The sequence below is a fragment of the Parafrankia sp. BMG5.11 genome (assembly GCF_004337455.1).
This window is the reverse complement of sequence record NZ_SJXI01000151.1, coordinates 1-2,054: the sequence shown is the minus strand read 5'-3', so window position 1 is coordinate 2,054 and position 2,054 is coordinate 1. Positions and strand designations below refer to the sequence as shown.

2 protein-coding genes are annotated in these 2,054 nt (G+C 61.3%); both read right to left on the bottom strand.

Annotation, left to right across the window (positions count from 1 at the left end):
* Nucleotides 1-4: 4 nt before the first annotated feature.
* Nucleotides 5-181: a hypothetical protein gene (locus E0504_RS48010; protein ID WP_200835516.1), complete on the bottom strand. Its 177-nt coding sequence runs from the start codon at nucleotides 179-181 to the stop codon at nucleotides 5-7.
* Between the two features lie 593 nt (nucleotides 182-774).
* A partial coding sequence (locus E0504_RS48005) for a phosphopantetheine-binding protein (protein ID WP_131627878.1) occupies nucleotides 775-2,054 on the bottom strand: 1,280 nt, incomplete at its 5' end.

The following is a 2,054-nucleotide window of genomic DNA, read 5'->3' as shown; positions in this document are numbered from 1 at the left end:
CAAACTACGCTTCACGGCATTGCACCTGGACCCACGCACGCTCCAGCAGGTCACCGCGATAGACCTTGTCATAGAGCGCGTGGAACCGCCGCCCGGGATCAGCCTTGGCCGCCCGGTAAAGCGTTTGCTGCAAGGCTTGAACCTTGTCTTGCTCGGCGGAACTAGCCACGAGGGCACTCACCAGCTCTTCCTCACATACACACGCGCCGACGAAGCAGCGGCCCTTCCCGTCACCGGCGGTTATGTTGTCCGACCGGCTCAAGCGGTAATATGGCCGCCTCCGACTCCCTACCCGACACGTCACCCACTTCCCGAGGTCATCGGTTATAGGGCGTCGCCTCCTCCGGCAGATATTCCGCGGTGCTGCCGGGCCAGGCAGGGTCTCTCCAGTTCCCGCCGTCACTATCTGAACGTTCCGCGCCCCATACCCCGAGGAGTCCTTCACGGCTGTAATCCAGGATCTACACCGCTTCCGTGGCCTTCGCCGTGATTTCCGCGGCTCGGCACTCCCTCTTCCCGCCGAAGCGGGCCTCTAACGAGGCGGCAGGCTTCGCTTCATGCTACGGACCGTCCAGTCGCTCCCCCTATTGGGCTTTTGACACTGGGCTTCGACCCGGCCAGTTACCCGACCAAGCCGCCAGTCTGCTACCGGGCCTCCTGGCAGCTACCCGGACCGGACTCGCACCGGCAAGCGACGACGAGCTTACGAACGGGGGATCAGCCGCTACACGGCGTCACCTCCGGCCTGCTGGACACACGAAAGATCGAGGCTAACTACGGGCGCCAGACTCGCCGATCGGCATTGTCGCCGACTTTGCGCAGCACGTTCTCGAACGCCAGGATCATGGCACGGGCAAATCCGATGACCGTCAGAATAGTGCTGCAGGCCTCCACCCTGTATCGGATCACCGCGCGGTACGCTGCCTCGGTCGGTTCGATCGCCAAGGATTCTGCATCGGCGGAGTAGGATCGGCTGATAAGTATCGGCGCGATCGGTATGCCAGCTAGGAGACGCCTACCCGAGCTACTGCCATAGCGTGCCAATGCGAACTCAGGATCTGGGTGCCAAGTTTCCTGCTCGATAGGCACGGGAACGGTTACCGTCATCGGGCCAAGCGGCCCCAGGGCAGCATCTGGCAGAAGAGGAGCTTCGTGATCTACGACACCGCCGAGTCGCGATCCGTACCCAGTCGCGTGCAGTGCTCGTCGGATGGTCTCGCGCACGGTGGCATCGGTGCGAGAGCCGTCCCAGTGTATGACCTGAGTTCTGTCGGCCGAGTACAGTCCCTCGTCGAGTGAATCCGTGCGCTCGATCAGCTCAATCGGGTTCTCGATCTGATCCATTTTGAGAGCCGCAGCGATATCGGCGACTTCAGTCAAGGTCGCTGCGACGGACGGCGCTGATAGCATGCTCTTGTTGGCGTTCTCATCAGTGAGCGCGCGGAGGGCCTCCAGTAGCTGGTGCACGGTGTATCGATCGGCCACGGCAGCGTGTACTGCAAGCGCAATGTAGGTCTGTGTCGAGCTGCTTGCGTATGCGAGGCCCGACGGCCGTGCATTGGTGACATCAATCATTTGGCTGGCCATCGTCCGAAGATCTGTCAGCTTCGTGGAGGGCGAGGCCCCTGCGACATGCACTCTGGAGAGAGTTGGTGCGATGGTTGTCATAGGGGTTACCCAAGTGAGCCACAGTCGACGACTTACCGTCTGAACCGACAAGCGAAGCAGGTCATGTTCTTGAACGAGCGAAGCGTATGCGGCGAGTAGCGCGTCGTGCGATAACGAGACGGGGAGAACGGCGGTCTCGGTCAAGATCCATGAGTTCGGATCGTCGCGCGACTCACGTAGTCTCTCGAGAGTCGGAGAGGCGGGCACAGCGACCATGCTTGTCGAAATCGCCTTGACCTCGACTTCTTTGATGATCTTCTGAGACAGCTTCGCGACGGTTCGCTGCTCGAAGACGTCCCGCAACGTGAAAGTGTGCTGTCGTTGTGACGCGCGCGCAACAAGACGTATCGCGAGGATGCTGTCACCGCCGAGTCGGAAGAAGTCGT